Raw genomic sequence first — 16,050 nt, forward strand, 5'->3', positions numbered from 1 at the left:
GCTGCCGCAGGCGCTCAATGCCTGGCGACGTGGCGCCACCTGATCGACGGCCCGGCGTCACGTCACGGCGAGCCGTCTTGTTCACCGGCCCCTGAACCTTGGCGGCCGTTTTTCCTGGAATGCGCTCATCGCCTCCGAGGCATCCTCCGAATGGAAAGTCAGTTCCTCTAGCGCTATCCCGTAGGCATTGGTCTTGATGGCGATATCCTTGAGATACCGGTTTACCCCCAGCTTCGAAGCGATGATCGCCATGCTTGGACCCTCGGCGAGCCGATTGGCCACTTCGAGCGCCCTGTCATGCAGGTCGTCGTCCTCGACCACCATGCTGACCAGCCCGAGGCGGTCTGCCAGGTCGGCCGTGACCTTTTCCCCGGTCATCATGAAGTAGCGTGCCCAATAGGGGCCGATGGCAGGGGGCCAGAGCACCTGCCCTCCATCGCCGGCGGCAATGCCCATGCGGGTATGGGTATCGGCAAACACCGCGCTGCGCCCCGCAATCACAATATCGCCGAGCAATGCGATGGTGGCCCCCATACCCATTGCATACCCCTTCACTGCGGTGATGATCGGCTTCTCACAGTCCATGTAGTCATCAATGAGTCGACGACCCTCCCGGAACGGCGCACGCGGATCGCGCCCGCGGCTGGCCGGAATATCATCGGGACTGCCCTCGGAAAAATCTCCGCCGGAACAGAACGACTTTCCCGCCCCGGTCAGCAGGAGGACCTTGACCGTGGGATCTTCGTCGAACTCCCTGGCGAGACTGACAATCTCGTGATGCATGGGAGGATTGACCGCGTTCAGTCGCTCCGGTCGGTTCAGGGTGGCCACAAGAACACCGTTCGGCCTTTTGTCGAGCAGGATGTGATCGTAGTTCTGCTGATCAATCCGCTGCTCGTAGAATTTGTTACCCGGCATAAGAACCTCGCGGACGCTATTGCAGCCGCAAAAAACTCCCCGGAAGAAGGGATCCGGAGCTCAGGGTCGACAGACTCACTTGCCCTTCCACTGCGGCTGACGCTTGTTGCGGAAGGCATCCATCGCTTCAGCTGCATCCTCCGAGTTGTAGAGCGTGAACTTCTGCAGCAGCAGGGAATAGGGCAGCACCTGGTTTGCCACGGCCTTGATCTGCTTGTTCAGGGCCATCTTCGAGGCCGAGATCGCCATGCTGGGACCTTCCGCCAGGCGGTTGGCCAGTTCCATCGCCCTGTCCATCAGCTCATCGTCATCGACGACAAAGGTTACAAGGCCCAGCTCTTCGGCAGTTTCCGCAGAAAAGGTCTCGCCGGTCATCAGGTAGTACTTGGCCTTGTAGGGCCCCATGACCATGGGCCAGATGACCTGCGAGCCGTCGCCGCAACCCACGCCGATCTGCGTGTGCGTATCGCCCATCGTGGCGCTGCGTGCCGCATAGACCACGTCCGCCAGCAAGGCGATCATGAGACCGAGGCCCATCGCAGGCCCATTGATCGCCGAGATGATCGGCTTTTCGCAATCCAGGTAATCGTCGAAGAACTGGCGGGCCTGGCGCCAGATCCGGTCGCCGGAGAACCGCGCCTGGCCGGGTGAGAAATCACCGCCGGCGCAGAACGCGCGCCCTGCGCCGGTGAGCACCATGACCTTGGCCTCCGGGTCTTCGTCCAGGTCGCGCGCCAGGGCGAGAACCTCCAGATGCATGTTGGGATCCACGGCGTTCAGTTTTTCCGGCTTGTTGAGCGTGGCCACGACAACACCGTTGGGATGCTTCTCGATCTTGATGGCGTCGTAGTTCTCCTGCTTCATCTCGTGCTCGTAGAAAGCGTTACCTGGCATGCTGGATGTCCCCCTGCGATCGTTGCGTACTTGTTCTTTCTGGACCGGAAGTCTTGCACTGCACCTGGCCACCGCTAACTGAACCGCGCCATACCAGCGCTGGCGGCTGCAGCATCATGTAGAGGACTCCCGCACCCCGTTTAATTACCTTTTATATATGTATTTCGGATATTTATCAATTGTATCCGCTTTTATCGACATAAGGTATTTAAAGTATTTCTTTTGTGATTCTTTTACAATATCTTTTCCGTCGTGGCGCGGCGCGCGCGGAGAGCGCCCAGGCACTCTTCGTGTTTTTACTACCCCAAGGACCTCATGGCTGCAGCCACAGACCGGTGGGCAGACGCACGACAATCAGTAAAAGCCTTTGACCGTTTTCAGTTCGAGGTATTCTTCCAACCCGTAGGCCCCGAACTCCCTGCCGTTCCCGGACTGCTTGTACCCGCCGAAGGGAAGGTCGAAACCCGCCACCTCACCGTTGAGATACACGCTCCCTGCCCGCAGGCGCCGCGCAACTCGGCGGGCTTCATCCGCTTCTCCGTGCACGTAGGCGGCCAGCCCGTAGGCGGTGTCGTTGGCGATGGCAACGGCCTGCTCCACGTCGTCGTAGGGAATGATGGCCAGGACGGGGCCGAAGATCTCCTCCCGCGCTATGTCCATCGAGTTGTCGACATCGGAAAAGACCGTCGGCTTCAAAAAGTAGCCGACAGAACAGCCCGGCGGCTTACCGGGACCACCGGTTACCAGCCTGGCCCCCTCGTCGATCCCCCGCTGGATCAGCCTCTGAACCTTGTCGTACTGCGCGGCCGAGGCAGCAGGCCCCATGGTCACCCCTTCCGCGCGCGGATCACCCACGACAACGCTTTCTGCTACAGCCTTTGCCACCGCTTCCGCCGCCTGCAGTTTCGACCGCGGCACCAGCAGGCGCGACGGCGCGGCGCAGGATTGCCCCGTGTTGAACATGATTCCGCCGACGCACTGCGTCACCGCCGCATCGAGATCAGCGCCGTCCAGAACCAGGAAGGGCGATTTCCCGCCCAGCTCCAGGGCAACGCGTTTCACCGCTTCTGCGGCACTCCTGGCGATCAGGACACCTGCACGCGTCGATCCGGTGAAGGAAATCATGTCGATTCCTTCATGGGCGCTGAGCATGCTGCCAACGCCGCGCCCGTCGCCGTTGACGAGATTGAAGACGCCGGCGGGGACACCCGCTTCATGCATCGCCTGGGCGAAAACGCAAGCGGACAGGGGGGCCAGCTCGCTGGGCTTGAGCACCACCGTACAACCTGCGGCCAAAGCAGGCGCCACCTTGGCAGCCACCTGGTTCACGGGCCAGTTCCAGGGCGTGATCAGGCCGCAGACCCCGATTGGCTCCCTGAGCACCGCGTGGTTTCCGTGCGGGCTCTCGAACTCGAAGGCCTCGAGCACCTTGCGGGTCTCATCGAGGATAGCCTGCCCGCAGTAGGCCTGCAGGCCGACCGCCACCTCCTGCGGCGCCCCCATCTCCTCACGAATCGCGTCGGCGATATCCTGGTAGTGTCGCCCGTAGGCCTCGCTGCAGGAGGCCAGCAGCTCGAGTCGCTCCGCACGCGACGTCAGGCTGAAGCTTTCAAATGCCCAGCGTGCAGCGGCGACCGCCCGGTCGACATCAGCCTGGCCCCCGAGGCTGATCCTCCCGGCGACTTCTTCCGTCGCGGGATTCAGCACGTCGAGCGTGTCCGGGGCCTCGGGGCGGACCCACTGCCCGTCGATGTAGAAATCCAAGTGCTCTCGCATCAGCGCCCCCCTATCCCTTTCCTGCCGGTGCGTGAACAGCCCTTACGCATGGTAGAGCTCGGCCGCCTTGCGCTCCAACTCCGGGCGCATCTCCGGGTGCGCGATAGCCACCAGAGCCCGCGCGCGCTCCTGTATCGACTTCCCTCGCAGCTCGGCGATGCCGTACTCCGTGACCACATAATCGACGAACGTTCGCGGAACGGTCACGCTGCAGCCGGTCGGCAATACGGGCACGATCCGGGATACCCGCTGTCCCGTTGAAGACGGGACGGAGCTCGACGGCAGAACGCTCACCGACTTGCCACCGTTCGAATAGGACGCGGCGATCATGAATACCGACTGCCCGCCAACCCCGGAGTAGGTGCGGTGATCCAGAGATTCCGCGGTCACCTGCCCGGTGAGATCCACGAGCAGCGCGTTGTTGATCGCCACGAAGTTCTCCAGCTGGGACACGATGCGCAGATCATCCGTGTAACCGAAGTCATAGAGCTCGAAGACCGGGTTTTCATGAATTTCATTGAGCTCTTCCTGCGGCAGGGCGGCCACCCCGGTCGCCACCACCTTGTAGGGGTGCAGTTTCTTGTACCTGCCGGTGACGACGCCCTGCTTGACCAGGTCCACGATGCCCCCGGTCAGCACCTCGGTATGGATACCCAGATCACGCTTGCCGGCCAGGAACAGCCCCATGGCGGAGGACACCGTGCCAACGCCGATCTGGATCGTATCGCCGTCATTCACAAGCTCTGATGCCACCAGGGAGCAGATCACCTCGGTCGCTGCAACCTCCTCTTCGCTGTTCAAAGCCGCCGGAGCGGCCTGCCCTGCGGCAGGCGGGGTGGCCTCCACCATGACGTCGATCTGATCGAGGTGTATGTAGTTCTCGCCGTAGGTCCGGATGAAGTCCTCGCGGACCTCGCAGATGATCTTCTTCGCATTGCGGGACAGCGGGCCGGACATCCACACGCCGCTACCGAAACTGCAGTAGCCCTTGGCGTCGGGAGGCGACACCGGCACCATGAACACGTCGGGCTCCAGCTCGAAACCCGCGGGCACTTCATAACTCTTCCAGATGCCTACAGGGATGTAGCCCACCGCACCGCTATTGCACGCCTCACGGATCTGGGGCGTGAGATAGCAGGCGCGCAGGTCGAAAGCGCCGTTGGCCGCGGGATCGGCCCAGTTATACAACGGCGCCGGATGATCGACCCGAACGCCGGTGAGTTCACCCGCGCGACCTCGCTCGAACAGCGCATCACACAGCGTCAGGGGCGTGGAGGCGTAGGTCGCAACGCTCACGGTGTCACCCGACCGCACCAGCTTTACCGCCTCCTCGGCAGTGGTCAGCTTATGTTTACAGAGGTCTCGCCAATCCATAAATCTGCCTCCGGGGAGCTTTATGATATTTTTTATATACCTTTTGCTGGCGAAAGTGCGTCATCCAGCATTATCAGATACATGAATATACTATATAGACTATGGTAAGAATAGGTAACCGACAGACTTTCTGCGCCCAGACAGGGCTTGCGAGGCCATGAAGCACGAGTTCAAGAAAACCGGCCGCCAGGATGTTGACCGGCTCCGGAGAATCCTTCTCGATACCTGCCGGCGCTGGGGGGCCGATACACCGGTCGAGGCGATTCGCGAAGACTGGGAGGCGCTGTTCACCGAGAGGCATCAGAAGGCGGACTCGGAAGACATCGATGCCAATGGTGTGCCGGCAACCTGGATCTGGACGGAAAACGCCCGCCCCGACAGCGCCCTGCTCTACCTCCATGGCGGTGGCTACATGCTGGGCTCCGTAGCCTCCCACTGGGACCTGATCGCGGGCCTCGCCCGCGCAAGCCACTGCAGGGCGCTGGGTATCGATTACCGCCTGGCCCCGGAGCATCCCTATCCGGCGGCGCTGGAGGACGCTCAAGCCGCCTACCGCTGGCTCCTCAGCCAGGGCATCGCGCCTTCAAACATCGTCATGCTCGGAGACTCCGCCGGCGGCGGACTGGTGCTGACAACCCTGCTGTCCCTGGAGCGGGCGGGCCTTCCGATGCCGGCGGCCGCCGCACTGCTATCCCCCTGCATCGACCTTGAAGCCACCGGCGAGTCCTACGACACGCAGAAACAGTATGATCCGCTGGTCAGCCGCAGCGGCATTCGCGGCATGGCCGATGTCTACCTCGCGGGCAAAGTGAGCCCGCGCGACCCCGCCGTGGCGCCGCTTCATGCGGACCTCAGCGCACTCCCCCCCATCCTCATACAGGTCGGCGAATACGAAGTTCTGCTCGATGACGCACGCGCCTTCGCCGAAACCGCGAGGGGACAGGGGATCGAGGTAACCCTGGAACTGTGGGACGAGATGATTCACGTGTTCCAGCTGTACGCAAACGAACTCGAGGAAGGACAGCGCGCCATCGAGCGGATCGGCGAGTTCGTACGCCATCACCTCGATGGCGAGTGAGCGGCCACCGACCACCCCCGGACCGACGACTGCCCGATCAGTCAGGCAACCCGTGAGGGGGCCCGGCAAAAGAGACTGATAGCCGGACGAAAGGCCGGCCTGATGAGACCAAGGAGAATGGGTGCGAAACGGGCGGCGGCGGCCCGGGCCCATTACGGCGCCCGGGCCTGAGCCCGCGTGTGCTGAACCCGGAGCAGCCGTGGCTAGGCAATCGGTGCCGGCATCGCCTCGGTCGGGAGCCGGACTTCCGTCTTGAACGTCGCCAGGACTTTTTCATTCTGGTCGGTCATGGTCACCTGCACCAGGGCGAGCGGTCGGCCAAGCCCCCTCGGATGATCCTCCAGTATCGCGGACACCTCCCCATCCAGAAACGCCATGTCCCCGGTCAGGGTCGGAGCGCGCAAGGTGGACTTGCAGTAAACCAGCTCGCCCCACTCGCCGACCCAGTTGGCGACGTAGTCGATCATCCAGCCGGTCATCATCGCACCGAAACCATAGCCGCGCGGCATACCGACCTTCGCGGCAAGACCCTCTGACTGATGCCCCTTTGCCGGCCCGTACAAAACCGGATCGCCTCGGGCCGGATCCAGCTTTGCACCCTCCGCATCCCGGGCGAGCTCCGGCAGCCAGCCCGCCTCCTTGTCCCAGCTCTCGCCCTCCGTAGATTCCCAGCCGAGCCCCTCGGGCTCGAAAGCACCGTAGGGCATCGCCAGCGTCGCGAACCATTCGAGGATCATGCTCTCAACCGAGTGCGGACCTATGGGCCTGCGCGGCAGCTTCTCGCCCTTCTCGACGGACAGCCGACGCCCATGGCCAAGCTCCCGAAAGCCCATGATCCAGAGGTCCTTCTCCCGTTCGTACTGATGGAGAGTCTCCCGCGTCCACTCCGGCTCGTCCTCCTGCTCGTACTGGCCCCGTGCCAGGGCACTCTCGACGTTGTAGCGGATCGCTGAGGCCCGCTGCTTGGCAATGATCTCCCCGCGGTTATTGATGTAAGTGGTGTCGCCCCGGGTGAACATGCTGGGACCGGCAAAGCCCGTTTCCGTCACCTTATAGTCGTACAGCATGCGATCCTGCCTGATCTTGTCGCCGGGAAAAATCCTGGGCCCGTAGAACCAGTACTCGTCGCCCGCAAACAGGAGGTGCGTTCCGGGAATGCGCCCCTGGATTGCGGGCGCAACCCCACCGCCGCTATCGCTGCAGGCCGGAGTGAAAGACTGGGGCGCCACTATCCGGCCGAAGCGGCTGTCGGCAGCGTACTTTTCATCGTAGTACAGCGGGTTCGGATTCTGCATGGCCTTCGCCCAACGGCGAATGTCGTTGACGTGAACGGGATCCTTCATATTGCTGCCGCCCAGCGGTATGCCGACCCACCGGTCGATATCACCGGTGTCGAACTGCGGCGCATCCCCTTCTTTCGAACTCATACTTCAACCCCCCTTATTCATCTGGTGGACAACTGCATCAACAAACTATACATATTTATCCGGTTTTTGCTATTCTCCGGCTATCTTTTCTTTGTGTAGACACCTTATAGTACTTTTTTAATATTAAATAAGAGGTTTTTTGGTATTGTCTACTAGCATGTCAGGCCATTCCAGGTCCCTCGGGACACCGTCAGCCCCTTCCCTTCACCGGCCCGCGCCAAGCTGCGCCGGGATCGTCGACGCGGCCCGCGGACCTTGCGTGCAGGGCTTGAACCCATGATTTCATTCGCTTTGACGGACGAGCAGCGGCTGTTGCGCGAGACGGTGCGCAAATTCGCACAGACCGAACTTCGTGAGGTTGCCAGGGCCTGCGACGAGGCAAGCCGCCTGCCCGACGAATTGCTCGCCACCGTCGCGGACCTCGGGCTGGTGGCCGGCGTCATGCCCGAAAGCTTCGGGGGTGGGGGAAGCGACCGGTCACCGGTGACCAACACGCTGCTTGCCGAAGAACTCGGGGCCGGAGACAGCTCCCTTGGCCTCGCCGCCGTAGCGCCGGCCCTGTTCGCGATCCCTGTGCTCGAGTTCGGTACCGAGGCGCAGAAAGAGCAACTGCTGCCGATGTTCAGCGAGCCCGGCTTTCACGCCGCATCCATGGCACTTCACGAGGCGCATTTCGGCTTCGATGCCGCCGCGCTGAGAACGGTCGCGGCTCCGGCACCCGGCGGCTACCGGCTTACGGGAAGCAAGCGCTTCGTGCCCCTCGGCGACCGTGCGAGCCACATTCTGGTGATCGCGCGCCTGGAAGAAAGCGGCCTTGAAGGTCTCGAGGCCTTCGTTGTCCCCCGCGACAGCAAAGGCCTTGAGTGCGCGCCGGAACCGGAGAAAACCCTTGGCCTCCAGGCCCTGCCCACCGCGGCGCTCGAGCTCGACGGCGTGGAAGTAGCTTCCGAGGCCCGGCTTGGCGGGGAGAACGGTATCGACGGCGCTAGGCTGATCAACCTGTGCCGGGTGGCCGGCGCGGCTTTCGCAGTGGGCGCATCGCGCACCGTCCTCGAGTATGCCACTGCCTACGCCAAGGACCGCCTCGTCTCAGGCCGCCCTATCGCACAGAAGCAGGCCATCGCTTTCATGCTGGCGGACATGGAGGTCGAAGTGAACGCCATGCGCCATCTCGTGTGGAAAGCGGCGAGTGAGCTGGAACAGCGGCGAGATGCCAGCCGGATGGCGACGCTCGCCAGCGATTATGTTCGGCGCAAAAGCATGGAGATTGCGGACAAGGGTGTTCAGATACTCGGGGGTCACGGCTATATCCGCGACTACCCCATGGAAATGTGGTACCGGAACATGCGCGCCCTGACCATACTCGACGGCGTGGGTATCGTATGACCCGGGACGGCCTGTCCTCTCCACGGAGCCTCTGACGATGGTGGACTTTTCACTCAGCGAAAACGACGAACGCATCCTGGACGCGATGCGGGAACAGTCACGGGTCGTGCGCCGTTACGCCAGGTACTACGACGACAATGAAAATGAGCTGCCCCCCGATGCACTCCCGGAGGTCGTGAACTTTCGCAGCCCCTACAAGGACGTCGAGTTCGAGGAAGGCATCGATACGCCCCGCCATGTTCTGCACGTGCTGGTTTCGGCGATCCAGGCCTGGGGCGACTACGGCGTCCTGATGAAGCGCATTGGCGAAGGTCTGGGAAACGGCGTACTGACAGCCGCGGGCACCGACGAACAACGGGCGCGCTGGCAGCGCTGCACGCTGGCCATTGCCATGACAGAACCCGGATGCGGTTCGGACCCGAAGTCCATCCAGACGACGGCAGTCAGGGACGGCGACGAGTGGGTACTGAACGGCGAAAAAATCTTTGTGACCGCCGGCTGCAGGGCGGAGGGTGTCGTGGTAGCAGCGACCGTTGACAAGAACCTGGGCTACAAGGGCATCAAGCCCTTCGTGGTGATGAAAGGCATGCCCGGCTTCGAGGTTTCGCATCGCGAGAAAAAAATGGGTATCCGCGCAGACGATACTGCCACCCTGCTCCTGAACAACGTGCGCGTCCCCGGTGACCATTTGCTCGGTGCCTGCGATGATTCCGCCGCCGGCTTCAGGGCTATCATGACTGCGCTCAATCGTAATCGCCCGGTCGTGGGCGTTGCCGGAGTCGGCATCGCGTCCGCGGCTCTCGACTTTACCCGCGAAAAACTCAAGGAAGAGGGTATCGAGATCGTGTGGGGCGTAGGCAAGCAGGGTCGCAGCGCTGTGCAGCAGGAACTCATCGAGATAGAAGCTGATATCGAGGCAGCGACCCTCGGACTGCTCCACGCGGCATGGGTTTCCGGCGGAAATGAATGGAAAGCCCGTCCTACCTCCATCGCCAAGGCGAAGGCGGGTGAGGTCGCGAGAACCGCCACGCAGCGCTGCCTGGCTTTACTTGGCGGCCTGGGACTGTCGCGTGAATACCTGGTGGAAAAGTGGTTTCGCGACGCGCGGATTACCGATCTCTACGGGGGGACCGGGGAGATTCAGCGGCTTATTATCGCGCGGGACATCCTCGGGTACTCCTCCGCAGAGCTTCCCTGACGCAGACCCGGCGGCCTGGCCCTTGCCGCCTACTCCAGCGCGCCGGCAGCAACCAGCTCCGCCGTGCGCTCGTCGTCATAGCCCAGCAGCTCCAGCACCTGCTGCATATGCTCACCGAAGGTGGGACCGGCCCATTTCGGAGAACCCGGCGTGCGGGACAGGCGGATCGGAGAGCGCTCTGCCCAGGTCTTGCCGTGAAGCGGGTGAGGGACCTGGGTAAAGTGTTCGCGATGCTTCAACTGAGGGTCCGCGACCACATCCCCGGCGTACTGCACGCGATGCGCCGGCACTGAAAGCGCCTGCAGCTCGGACTCTACGGCCTCGCCCTCGCGCTCCCCGCTCCAGGACGCAATCACCTCGTCCAGTTCGGCCCGGCGCGCGAGTCGCGCGTCCACCCCGAGCCCGCTCAGATCATCGCGCCCCAGTGCTTTTGCCAGCATCGCCCAATGCGCGTCGGTCTCACAGGCAATCGCTACCCACTGGTCATCACCGACCACCGGATAAACACCGTGCGGTGCCATGGTGGGGTCCTGATTGCCGCGCAGCTCCGGCTCCACGTTATTCGCTGACGCATCGAGAAGCTCCGGGGCGATCAATTGGACCGCACCCTCCAGCTGGGCGAAGTCGAGATACTGGCCCTCTCCCGTCCGCCGCCGGCGCTCGAGGGCACCCATCAGCGCGGCGACCGCGAAGCGCGGCGAGGGATAATCCGTGTACGCCCCGTAGGGACCACTCGGCCCCTGGTCAGGCCACCCGGCCAGCGAGTAGAAGCCGGCGATCGCAGCTGCCGACATGCCAAAGCCCGCGAACTTGCTCATCGGCCCGTTCTGCCCCATCAGGGAACTGGACAGCATGATGATCCGGGGATTCACCGCGCGCAGTGTCGAATAGCCGATGCCGAGCCTGTCCATGGCGCCCGGCGAAAACGATTCCACGACCACGTCGGCCCACTTCACCAGGTCCAGAAAGACGTCCCTCGACAGGGGGTTGGCGAGGTTCAGTGTAAAGCCCAGCTTCCCCGCGTTCAGCGAATGCCAGCAGAGGGAATTCTCCGGATTGCCCGGCTCGCCGATGTGCGGGGTCGCACCGCGAATCGTATCGGGCCTGTGTTGCGACTCGATGTGCACCACCGTGGCCCCGAAATCCGCCAGTACCCTCGTCGTTGCCGGCCCGGCAAAAACCCAGGTCAGATCAATTACCTTCAAACCCGCCAACGGCAGGTCCTCCGTGGCAGTGACAGGCGGGAGCGAAGGCCTTTCTGCGCCAGCTGCGCGCAGCTCCTCCAGCGCAGTCTCACCGAGGCGCGGTGCATGGCCTCCGGCCTGCAGCGGTGAAGCCTCTGCCCGAACAAACGGCCCCGCACAGCGCAGGCCGTCCGTTTCCCGCCACCACTCGCGCACCGCCAGGTGTTCCAGCGCGAGCAGGTCCCGCGGCGTCATGATGGGCGCAAAGAGAAGACGCCGATCAATCGACCCCTGCAACAGCACCGCCTTGCTCCGGGTCGCGCAGAAACGTGCAATGGCCTCATCACCTTCACGCACCAGGCGGAGAACCTCCGGGTCGTCACTCAGCAGCCCCATGGCCGTCCACTTGGCTTCCGCCAGCTCCTTGCTGCAGCAACCCTCTTCATGAATCCAGGCAAACATGCGCTCCGCGTAGGCGCCGAAGAGCGGACCGGTGAGAAACCCAACGGAGACATGGCCGTCGCTACACGGATACACGACGCGAACCGTCAGCCCCCCGATACGCAGGCCACCGGCGATCCTCTGGCTGGGCTCCCGGCCGACCAGCGCAGCCATGCACTGGTATTGCGTCGCACAAACGTAGGACTGCTGCGCTGAAATATCTGCGTGTTGTCCCCGCCCTGACTGGTGGCGCTCCCACAGGGCGAGCAGCGCTGCACAGGCGGCGTCCGTGGCCGCGAAGCGCCAGGTCTGGGAAACGCCAACGCGTATCGGCGCGCGATCGGCATCCCCGGTAAGGGCGATTACACCGGCCGCAGCGCCGATGATGAGGTCTGTGGCTGCCCAGCCGGCCTTGGGACCGGTCTGACCAAAGGCCGAGATGGACACCGTGATCAACGCGGGGTTCAGTTCGCGCAGACGGGCAAGGTCCACGGGGAACGCCCCGCACTCGATCAGAACATCCGCATCTGCCGCCAGCATCTCCAGCTCCGCCTGGCCCTCGACCACCACGGAGCGCTTGCCCGCGTTGTAGGCCCGGTGGCCCACGGAGCTGTCGTCGCCTTCCCGATCCTTGAGAAAGGGCCCCAGCCGTCGGGAACGCTGACCCTCCAACGGCTCGACCGCAACGACATCGGCTCCCAGCTGCGCCAGCAGGTAACCAGCGAGATCACCGCGATCGTCGGTTAAGTCCAGTACGCGGTAGGCGGGTAACATTGCGTCTCTGCTCGGGCCCATGAACGTCGCGCTCCCCCTTAGATGATTGGCTCCAGCCTCTCGCGGGCTCCCCGGCGGGGCGCTGCGCCCGGACCGGCGAGCCGCTATGACGGTGTCAGGCGCTTTGCTGTGTCTTGCGCTCGAGGTATTCCTGCAAGGATGCCACTCCGCGCTGTTTCGCCTCGATCAGACTGTCCAGATGTTCGCGACTGTTGATGAGGCCCGCGGCAGCCACGGTACCGTCACTGCTGACGAGGACCGCGTGTGGCAGCTGACCCACCCGGAAACGCAGACCGAGTTCCCGCGAGACGACATAGGGAAGATCGCTCAACTTCTTGCGCTGGACGTAACCTTCGTGGTCCGCCTCATCGCCGTCACTGGCCAGGATGACATCCAGCCAGGCACGCTCATCGTGGGCCAGGCTTCGTACCGCCGGGGCCAGGACATCGCACATCGGGCAACTCGGAGACAGGAAGAAGACGAGACTGCTGCGCTGATCCTCGCGGACACCGCCCACGTGCACGACATCACCCTGCAGCGTGTAGAGATCCATCTCCGGCGCCGTCTCACCGGGATTCAGCGACTTTCCGGTCATCAAGGCACCGGCAGGCGCAACGCGCTCAAGCAGCACCCCGATCTGCCTGCCCAGCGCCACGACGGCGATGGCGAGGGCAATGACGGCAATGTACAGGACAACGATCGCCACAATCATCAGTTCATTCATGACTTCTCCAGGCTCGCTATCGCCGACTGATTGGCGCGCAACGCGCTAAGCAGCTGATAGCAGAAGAGTAAACAGAGCGTGACAAGGAAAGCACTCGCCAGCGTCGCCGGCTCCAGCGGGCTCCGGGTGGGAAATACCGCGGGGATTGCGAGCAGTACGAGTGCAGCATTGCGCACCAGCAAGAGCGGTGACAGACGCTCGCCAGCGCCTCCGAAGGAGCACCCGCAGTCGATATCACGACGACCCCGCTTCAGATTCAGCCCGATCGCACCCGCGTAGCTCGTGAGCAGCGCAAGGGCAAGCGCAACGGCCACAGTCCGCGAGCCATCAAACCACACCCCCAGGGCGACGAAGCCTTCCGCAGCGATCAGTAGCAGGGAAACGGGCCGCAGCAAGAACGCCGGCAGGATCCGATAGGCCCCGAGTACTGCAACAAAGCGGCCCACTGACCGGACCTTATGAGCGGCTGCGACCCCGAACACCACCGTGATCAATCCGCGGCTGGCCAGAACTGCAATGGCTGCCAGGGAGGCCGTCATGGGGCGCCGACACTCGCCAGATCAACGCGCGGCTCCTCCTTCGTCCACATCTGCACCCTCAGCCGGCTTTCTATCTCAGCGACCAGCTGCCGCCGGATGCTCGCCACGTCAGCCTGCGAACCACGGGAGCGTGCCACTTCCTCCTGCGTGTAGGGCGTGAAGCCATCCGGCAGCTTTCCGGCATTGAAGCGGCGCAGCGCATAGTTAATGACCTCCGCCAGTTCCCCGTCATTGATAGGAGCGTGGGCGGCACCGGGCACCTGGACCAGGTACTCGCGGCCGCCATCGACGTGAAGAAAATAACCCATCGCATCGGCCAGCGGAGGGATCAGCCTCGCCGCCAGGCCGACGCCATCGGCCCCGTGGCAACCCTGGCAGTACAGCATGTAGTTTGTACGGGCGCTGTAACGGGGTTTCTCAGCGTATTCCGGCTGAGCAAGAGCCGGTGACAGCGCCAGCAGAAGAAGCGGCAGACACCAGCCAGGAACACCCCCGCGGACCATCGGGCAGCTCCTAATCGGCCGGACCCAGGACAATAGCCAGGGTGCAGGCAACTTCTGAACTGTCGTTGGCCTGGCACCAGTGAACGTCATTGGCCTGCGACGCACGATACACCGGCTGCTCCCGCTCGAAGCGGTAGCAGGTGCAGCGCTGACAGACACTCTTGCCGCAGCAATCGTTGTAGGCGATGAGATAATGCTTGCCGTCCGCCGGGTTATGACAGGTTCCTATCCAGGCCATCTTGGACATCTCGGTACCCGGCGGGCACTGGTTGTAGGACCCACCGCAGCAGCTGCAGAGCGGGCCACCTTGGGCACAATAGCGCCAGTAGCTGCAGTCATTCGGATCCCCTTCTTCCGGAACCGGCGCGTCGTCCGTTCGCGCATTGACACGCGCAACCGGCAGCAGGACCGGGGCTACGGCCGCACCGGCGAGCCAAACGCCCAGCTTAGCCAGGAAGTCGCGGCGCGAGCCACGCCGGGCAAGACCCCGGGAGAACCGGTCCGTCAGCTGATCCAGCCTTTGCATGTCTTTCATTGCCTGCCTCCGTTACCGGGCGCTGCCTGAACGTAATAGGTGATACCCACCTGGTCCATCTTGCGAAGATAGGTGCCCTCTACGGCGTCGTACACCTGGAGCACGGATGCGGACGGGATGACGTCGCGCGCATGGGCATCGACTGCCTCGTCCTCCGTGCCCGCGTCGAGCAGCGCAGACCCACTGGTCACGAGGAGCGGCTCGGCATCGGTCGTGACGTACAGCGTGTTCATGTACCCTTCGAGCGGAATACGCCGGATCCTTTTCTTCGAGGCCAGATCGTAAACCCACGCCTCATTGCCGGGGAACGAATGGTCCCAGGGGCCGCTGACAGATGGCTGGTGCATCAGTGCGTACAGCTCCCCGCGATCGGGGTGGGCCGTCAGGTACTGAACGCCCCCGATGTTCCATGCACCGGCCTCCCCACCGGCCAGCGGCTCATCACGGCAGCAATCCACCATCGACCAGGGCTCATGGAATTCGGGCTCTTCGCCGGACAGGTCCACCTCGTAGACATCTCCGCCATAGCTGGAAAAGTAATAAGTGCCCCCGACAACCGCAGCGTTTTCCATGACGGGGTCAGCATCGGGGTCGAAAAAGGGTTCGCTGGTGCTACGCTTCACGACTTTTCCGTCTGCGTCGAGGTGGAGTGTCAGGAGGCTACCGTCGCCGCAAATCATCGAAACCCCACGCTCGCCCGTGGGATAGAGCAGGGAGCATCCGGGGGTATCAATCTCGTTGATGATGCGCCGCTCCCCGGTATCGATGACGGTGATGCCGTTGTTGGGGAACGTGAACATCAGGAACAGTTCGCCATCGCCGACTACCGCGGTGCGGAACTGCGGCGCCATCATCGCCCGGCGGTTCTCGGGCATTTCGATCGCCCCGCTGAAGCTGTAATCCTCGCTGTCGTAGAAGCTGACGTAGTCGGCACGCAGGCGCTCCGGTCCCTCGGACCAGGTGTCGGCGACAATCATTTCACCGCCGTCGGGCGATACTTCGAGGGAGGGAATGTAGCCGGTGGAGAGCCAGGCTTTGACCTCGGCCGTATCGGCGTCGAACAGGATGTACTTACTGTTGCTGGGCGATGGCTCGAAAATGAAATAGAGCACCCAGTGCGGGGATACTTTCCCGAGTTCCTTGTTCTGAGAGGATGGCGCCGCGACCGCTTCGTCGCTCAGAGGCAGCGACAATCCGTTCAGCCCCAGGAGAAGCAGCAGGGAAAAACAGCCGCCCGATAGCCACTTGGAGATAGGTTTACGCATGCTCGCTCCCCATTTACTGTCGCCGCGGCGGCTG

General features: G+C 63.1%; 14 protein-coding genes. 3 read left to right on the forward strand and 11 right to left on the reverse strand.

Annotated features, from left to right (window positions below; genetic code table 11):
• Positions 1 to 81: 81 nt before the first annotated feature.
• The 4 genes from RKE50_RS10445 to RKE50_RS10460 form a co-directional block, all read right to left on the reverse strand.
• Positions 82 to 918 (reverse strand): enoyl-CoA hydratase-related protein, encoded by an 837-nt coding sequence (locus RKE50_RS10445; RefSeq protein ID WP_350036342.1) that lies wholly within the window; start codon positions 916 to 918, stop codon positions 82 to 84.
• Positions 919 to 993: 75 nt separating this feature from the next.
• Positions 994 to 1,812 carry an enoyl-CoA hydratase-related protein gene (locus RKE50_RS10450; protein WP_350036343.1) on the reverse strand — a complete coding sequence of 273 codons (819 nt, stop codon included), beginning with the start codon at positions 1,810 to 1,812 and terminating at the stop codon, positions 994 to 996.
• 354 nt (positions 1,813 to 2,166) lie between these two features.
• Positions 2,167 to 3,588 carry an aldehyde dehydrogenase family protein gene (locus RKE50_RS10455; RefSeq protein WP_350036344.1) on the reverse strand — a complete coding sequence of 474 codons (1,422 nt, stop codon included), beginning with the start codon at positions 3,586 to 3,588 and terminating at the stop codon, positions 2,167 to 2,169.
• 42 nt (positions 3,589 to 3,630) lie between these two features.
• Positions 3,631 to 4,962: an acetyl-CoA hydrolase/transferase family protein gene (locus RKE50_RS10460; protein WP_350036345.1), complete on the reverse strand. Its 1,332-nt coding sequence runs from the start codon at positions 4,960 to 4,962 to the stop codon at positions 3,631 to 3,633.
• Positions 4,963 to 5,119: 157 nt separating this feature from the next.
• On the opposite strand from RKE50_RS10460, the gene RKE50_RS10465 reads away from it, so the two are divergent.
• Positions 5,120 to 6,040 (forward strand): alpha/beta hydrolase, encoded by a 921-nt coding sequence (locus tag RKE50_RS10465; protein WP_350036346.1) that lies wholly within the window; start codon positions 5,120 to 5,122, stop codon positions 6,038 to 6,040.
• A 203-nt stretch (positions 6,041 to 6,243) separates the two neighbouring features.
• Here RKE50_RS10465 and RKE50_RS10470 read toward each other — a convergent pair whose 3' ends face one another.
• A complete protein-coding gene (locus tag RKE50_RS10470; protein WP_350036347.1) occupies positions 6,244 to 7,467 on the reverse strand; it encodes an FAS1-like dehydratase domain-containing protein in 1,224 nt (407 codons plus the stop codon).
• 276 nt (positions 7,468 to 7,743) lie between these two features.
• Here RKE50_RS10470 and RKE50_RS10475 point away from each other — a divergent pair, with 276 nt between their 5' ends.
• Both RKE50_RS10475 and RKE50_RS10480 read left to right on the forward strand, forming a co-directional pair.
• The gene (locus RKE50_RS10475; protein ID WP_350036348.1) at positions 7,744 to 8,853 is read left to right on the forward strand and encodes an acyl-CoA dehydrogenase family protein; all 1,110 of its coding nucleotides are present in this window, start codon (positions 7,744 to 7,746) and stop codon (positions 8,851 to 8,853) included.
• Positions 8,854 to 8,890: 37 nt separating this feature from the next.
• On the forward strand, positions 8,891 to 10,051 hold the full coding sequence (locus RKE50_RS10480; protein ID WP_350036349.1) for an acyl-CoA dehydrogenase family protein: 1,161 nt from the start codon (positions 8,891 to 8,893) through the stop codon (positions 10,049 to 10,051).
• A 29-nt stretch (positions 10,052 to 10,080) separates the two neighbouring features.
• Here the strand turns inward: RKE50_RS10480 and RKE50_RS10485 are convergent, their stop codons facing one another.
• From RKE50_RS10485 to RKE50_RS10510, 6 genes are all read right to left on the reverse strand, one after another.
• On the reverse strand, positions 10,081 to 12,450 hold the full coding sequence (locus tag RKE50_RS10485) for a CaiB/BaiF CoA-transferase family protein (protein WP_350036350.1): 2,370 nt from the start codon (positions 12,448 to 12,450) through the stop codon (positions 10,081 to 10,083).
• A 115-nt stretch (positions 12,451 to 12,565) separates the two neighbouring features.
• Positions 12,566 to 13,174, reverse strand: a complete 609-nt coding sequence (locus RKE50_RS10490) for a thioredoxin domain-containing protein (RefSeq protein WP_350036351.1) — start codon at positions 13,172 to 13,174, stop codon at positions 12,566 to 12,568.
• The gene (locus RKE50_RS10495; RefSeq protein ID WP_350036353.1) at positions 13,171 to 13,713 is read right to left on the reverse strand and encodes a MauE/DoxX family redox-associated membrane protein; all 543 of its coding nucleotides are present in this window, start codon (positions 13,711 to 13,713) and stop codon (positions 13,171 to 13,173) included. Before RKE50_RS10495 ends, RKE50_RS10490 begins: the two co-directional genes overlap by 4 nt.
• Positions 13,710 to 14,216: a c-type cytochrome gene (locus RKE50_RS10500; RefSeq protein WP_350036354.1), complete on the reverse strand. Its 507-nt coding sequence runs from the start codon at positions 14,214 to 14,216 to the stop codon at positions 13,710 to 13,712. Before RKE50_RS10500 ends, RKE50_RS10495 begins: the two co-directional genes overlap by 4 nt.
• Positions 14,217 to 14,226: 10 nt before the next feature.
• Positions 14,227 to 14,751, reverse strand: a complete 525-nt coding sequence (locus RKE50_RS10505; protein ID WP_350036355.1) for a methylamine dehydrogenase light chain — start codon at positions 14,749 to 14,751, stop codon at positions 14,227 to 14,229.
• Entirely contained in the window at positions 14,748 to 16,016 is a 1,269-nt protein-coding gene (locus tag RKE50_RS10510; protein WP_350036356.1) for an amine dehydrogenase large subunit, read from the reverse strand. Before RKE50_RS10510 ends, RKE50_RS10505 begins: the two co-directional genes overlap by 4 nt.
• Positions 16,017 to 16,050 lie beyond the last annotated feature (34 nt).

It is taken from the genome of Pseudohaliea sp. (assembly GCF_040217025.1).
Lineage (GTDB): Bacteria > Pseudomonadota > Gammaproteobacteria > Pseudomonadales > Halieaceae > Pseudohaliea.

Coding starts and splice junctions, on each gene's coding strand:
- RKE50_RS10510 (WP_350036356.1), bottom strand. CDS start 16,016: ATGCGTAAACCTATCTCCAAGTGGCTATCGGGCGGCTGTTTTTCCCTG.
- RKE50_RS10460 (WP_350036345.1), bottom strand. CDS start 4,962: ATGGATTGGCGAGACCTCTGTAAACATAAGCTGACCACTGCCGAGGAG.
- RKE50_RS10500 (WP_350036354.1), bottom strand. CDS start 14,216: ATGGTCCGCGGGGGTGTTCCTGGCTGGTGTCTGCCGCTTCTTCTGCTG.
- RKE50_RS10505 (WP_350036355.1), bottom strand. CDS start 14,751: ATGAAAGACATGCAAAGGCTGGATCAGCTGACGGACCGGTTCTCCCGG.
- RKE50_RS10490 (WP_350036351.1), bottom strand. CDS start 13,174: ATGAATGAACTGATGATTGTGGCGATCGTTGTCCTGTACATTGCCGTC.
- RKE50_RS10450 (WP_350036343.1), bottom strand. CDS start 1,812: ATGCCAGGTAACGCTTTCTACGAGCACGAGATGAAGCAGGAGAACTAC.
- RKE50_RS10495 (WP_350036353.1), bottom strand. CDS start 13,713: ATGACGGCCTCCCTGGCAGCCATTGCAGTTCTGGCCAGCCGCGGATTG.
- RKE50_RS10455 (WP_350036344.1), bottom strand. CDS start 3,588: ATGCGAGAGCACTTGGATTTCTACATCGACGGGCAGTGGGTCCGCCCC.
- RKE50_RS10470 (WP_350036347.1), bottom strand. CDS start 7,467: ATGAGTTCGAAAGAAGGGGATGCGCCGCAGTTCGACACCGGTGATATC.
- RKE50_RS10445 (WP_350036342.1), bottom strand. CDS start 918: ATGCCGGGTAACAAATTCTACGAGCAGCGGATTGATCAGCAGAACTAC.
- RKE50_RS10475 (WP_350036348.1), top strand. CDS start 7,744: ATGATTTCATTCGCTTTGACGGACGAGCAGCGGCTGTTGCGCGAGACG.
- RKE50_RS10465 (WP_350036346.1), top strand. CDS start 5,120: ATGAAGCACGAGTTCAAGAAAACCGGCCGCCAGGATGTTGACCGGCTC.
- RKE50_RS10480 (WP_350036349.1), top strand. CDS start 8,891: ATGGTGGACTTTTCACTCAGCGAAAACGACGAACGCATCCTGGACGCG.
- RKE50_RS10485 (WP_350036350.1), bottom strand. CDS start 12,450: ATGTTACCCGCCTACCGCGTACTGGACTTAACCGACGATCGCGGTGAT.